Annotated in this window: 4 protein-coding genes; all 4 read right to left on the minus strand. The window is 41.3% G+C overall.

Features of this window, described 5'->3' with window-relative positions; translation table 11 throughout:
* Positions 1-131 precede the first annotated feature (131 nt).
* A complete protein-coding gene (locus tag F6K37_RS19935; RefSeq protein WP_287251693.1) occupies positions 132-335 on the minus strand; it encodes a hypothetical protein in 204 nt (67 codons plus the stop codon).
* A gap of 472 nt (positions 336-807) precedes the next feature.
* Positions 808-1,191, minus strand: a complete 384-nt coding sequence (locus tag F6K37_RS19940; RefSeq protein WP_287251694.1) for a hypothetical protein — start codon at positions 1,189-1,191, stop codon at positions 808-810.
* Positions 1,192-1,569: 378 nt separating this feature from the next.
* Positions 1,570-2,685, minus strand: a complete 1,116-nt coding sequence (locus F6K37_RS19945; RefSeq protein WP_287251696.1) for a T3SS effector HopA1 family protein — start codon at positions 2,683-2,685, stop codon at positions 1,570-1,572.
* Between the two features lie 107 nt (positions 2,686-2,792).
* Positions 2,793-3,876 (minus strand): phosphotransferase family protein (locus F6K37_RS19950; RefSeq protein ID WP_287251697.1); only part of this gene is annotated, 1,084 nt, incomplete at its 5' end.

Genomic DNA, 3,876 nt, shown 5'->3' on the forward strand with positions numbered 1-3,876 from the left:
CTTAATTTTATGATCATAAATAGCCTCCATATTCTGTATAATAAATAGGAAAAATGGGAGTAAATATATCTAATGATAGCTCCCAGTTTCCCTAAACGAACTATAATGCAAATGGTTAATAAATTACCATTTTATAGAACTGCTAGTTGTCCCATCGCGAAGCAACCACCACCACATGACCTTGCACAAGAACCACTATTAGTTACAGCGCCACTCCGTAGACCTCCATAAATATAATCTACAGAATCATCACTTAGTGTATATAGGAAAGTTTCTGAATCAGCAAACAATTCAGCACCAGCAGGTTTGATGTCATTAACTTTGATGTTAGCCATTTGAGTTTTTCTCCACTAATGAATCTGTGTTCTTTACCAGGAATCAAGTAGTAATTTTTGATTCCTGTTTTAATCCTATTCAAATTATTTTTGTGTGTCTAGTATTTTGAGAGCTTATTGATGCTAAACCAAAAACACTTTTGTCACTAAATTAGAGGTACTCACCTGCTACTAAACCTATGAATAGCTCACAATTAACCTATACCAGTACTCTTATAGTTAACCTCTCTCTAATTTACAGAATCAACTAAACTAGTTATGTCCACAAAACTATTGAAACTGAGAAAAACCATAAAAAAAAGCCCAAGACTACTCTTGGACTACAAGACTAAGATTAGGTTCTAGCAGTTTTCAATTGCCTAAGGCACTTTCGTCCTAGGTTGATACAGTCAACATTTACCTTATTATAATTAAATTAACAAAAGAATTGGATTACCCCCTACTGTATCCACTGGGAAAGGCTTCACGGGGATTACCTCAAACCCAGCATCGAGAATTCCAGAGTAGTTTGCGATCGCTTCCAAGGCATTGGAGCAGGGAACAGAGAGCAGGGAGTAGGGAGTAGGGAGTAGGGAGTAGGAAGCAGGGAGCAGGGAGTAGCTGACAAGGGTAGGTTTTTTACTTTGGAGATAGGTAATAGGTAATAGGTAATAGGTAATAGGTAATAGGGAATGGGGAATGGGGAATGGGGAATGGGGAATGGGGAATGGGGAATGGGTAATCGGAACCCACCCCTAACCCCGACCAGGAGGGGAAGAGCGGGAGATGGGTCGGTAATCGGTGGAAATTCTGGGAGATTTTCCGACAGACATATTTGGCGAAATTTCAACAAGAGTGCCAGTACGTAGTCGCCCAAATGTAAAAAACCTACCCAAGTGAGGCAGGGAGTAGGGAGTAGGGAATAAAAATTATCACAATTAATTTAGGATTGCTATAGGAATCAATTAGTAATTTTTGATCTCTGTTTGAATCATACTTGGATTAATTGAGTTGGTTTAGTTTTTTTTATTTTATTGATGTCATAAGTAAACCTTTTTTTTTAGGCTCTACCGAACTGGCTATGTAAAACTTTGAAAAACTAATTATTATAATCCTTATGGGGCGGGAGTTTTAGTTCTTGATAAAATGATTTATTATAAATATAATACCCAATCATATTTAGTGGTAATTTCAGCGTTTTTATGCATACTAGGTTCGGTAGATCCAAAAAAGGTTTAATTTTTGATTACTTCGACTAAGAGAAATTTAATGATGTGTAAATATCTTCAGAATTGGCATTCAGATAAACACGCTCCAAGTCAATCCCCACAGTAGAAAATTGCCCAAGGATAGCCTTCATCCTTCCTTCAGTGGAATCATCCCCTTGATGCCAAGCTTCCAACAACCCATTGGCCACAATCTGACAGCGATTCATGCCAAAGCTTTCCTGTTCGGCAAATTTTTGGTCTGGTTCTTCTGCTAACCCCAAACCTGGTGCTAGCTCCATGGTAAATAGGGGAACATCTGGCTGAAAATGAGATTGGTGCTCTGTATAAACAGTCTTTAAAACTCCCTCAACAGCGTCATAGTTACGCTTATCAAAGTAGAGTACCCCCGAATCGTGTCGTTCGTAGTCCTTGGGATTGTACAAAACTTTAAAGTGGAACGGAATTTCCATGTCGTTCAGCTGTTGGGTTAAGCTACCCATTACGGCAACTGCACCGTCAGGAGTCAAGTTGAAGTAAATTCGCACAGTCACTGACTGGTCTGTTTGCGGACGATTTGCTTCTAGATTGCCAACGGCCATATAAAAGCCATTTTGCACCAAATTCTTAGGCATACGGATTGCTACTGAATCCCCGACGGTGGCAGATTGCTGGGATGCTGGCAGATGCTGCTCCCGTTCAATATGCAGCCTCAATCCTCCCTTAGTCACAGCCAAAGTGCCATCACTTTCTTCTCTGAGAACAGACCAACCAGGGTCAAAGTAGCCTTTGCCACTATTGCTGTCGTGGAGTCGCTGATAAAATCCCACATCTACTCCCAGGATGGTATTGTTCTCTAGGTCTAGTGGCGCAGCTTCAGTATCTGCTTCCGGTGCGAGAGTATCTCGCATTGAGCCATTGTAATAAATACCATAGAGAAAACTCCGCAGTTGCAGACTGATATATTTTTGCTGCATCTCTTCGGGCATCCGTTGAAAACGTTCCACAGCTTCGGCTGGAATTTCCAACGGTTTGTAATCTGAATGGTGAATAGAGAAGTCTGATTGGATTTTTACTTTGTTAACAATATCGTCTAGAACATCTAGTAATTGCTGATTGGCGACTTGGGATAGTTGAATTTCTCTAGAATCAAGTAGTTGGATCATGCTTTGGTAGGGAGTAGGGAGTAGGGAGTAGGGAGTAGGGAGTAGGGAGTAGGGAGTAGGGAAAAAATCCTGTGTACCTCATAGCTATGAAAAACGCTATAAGTGTCTTAAACAGCGGAAGGACTGAGTTGAATTAATTCAGCAATAGCAGGGCCAAAAATTGTGGGCATGGATTTTTCTGGACGACACAACAAGGTCTTGGCAACCTGAAGCATGGCAATCCCGGCATTACCAAAGGATTTTTGGTACTCAATCATCGCCCGAATCCGTTGAATCAAACCAAAACCGGTAAATTGCACTGCTGTCCGCAAAAAATCAGGTCGGTGTTCTAAAATTTCTGGAAAGGTTTCAAAATACCCTTTAGTTAGGGCAGCAATGGAAGGCTGGAGCTGTTCCAAGGGGGTCATGGCTAAACCTAGGGATTCTTCAATACTTAAAGACTTACTGATAACCAGGCTACTCAGCCAGATTTGGACATAGCTACTGATCAGTGTTCCTAAATCAAACCCTGGGTCTCCCCAACTACAGCGCTCCCAATCAATTAGCCTGACAATGCTGGTACTCTCATGCTCCCAATCTTGGTGCAGAAGGATATTATTTAGCTTTAGGTCATTGTGGGTCAGACAGCAGGGGGCAAAACCATTGCCTAGTTGTGCGATCGCTTGCCCTAAACTATCGTATCGTTGATAAAGGGCAAAGAATTTCAGCCCGTCAGCAGGTACCGCACCAAAAATCTCCGGACCAATTCGTTCTAAACTGTTAACTAATCTAGGCACTTGGTCAGTGGTTTGATTATCGGTTTCGGTAGAGAATAAATCTTGATAGTTTTTACGATTAAATGTATGATGATGGATTTTTCCTAAAAGGGTGCCGATGGTGGCAGCAACTTCTGTAGGAAAGATATTTTCCTTGGCGTAGAAATCCATTAAATCCCGATAGTCATCGAGATAGCGGAAAACCATAATGGAATTCTCCCCATCAAAATGCAGCACCTCTGGTATCAAAGAGCGGAGGTTAGCAAGTTCTGGAAATTTCTGTAAGAATTCTTGAATTCGCCATTCATTCAAAAACTCACCAGCGGCTTTCCCTTCCTGGTTATGTCGCTCCTGCTTTACGAGCAGCTTATGACCATCTGGAAAGGTCAGCAATAAGTTAAAGTTCTTGGCTTCCAGTGGCTCAATTTTACTGAGA

It is taken from the genome of Moorena sp. SIO4E2 (genome assembly GCF_010671945.1).
In the GTDB taxonomy this organism is placed as follows: Bacteria; Cyanobacteriota; Cyanobacteriia; order Cyanobacteriales; family Coleofasciculaceae; genus Moorena; species Moorena producens.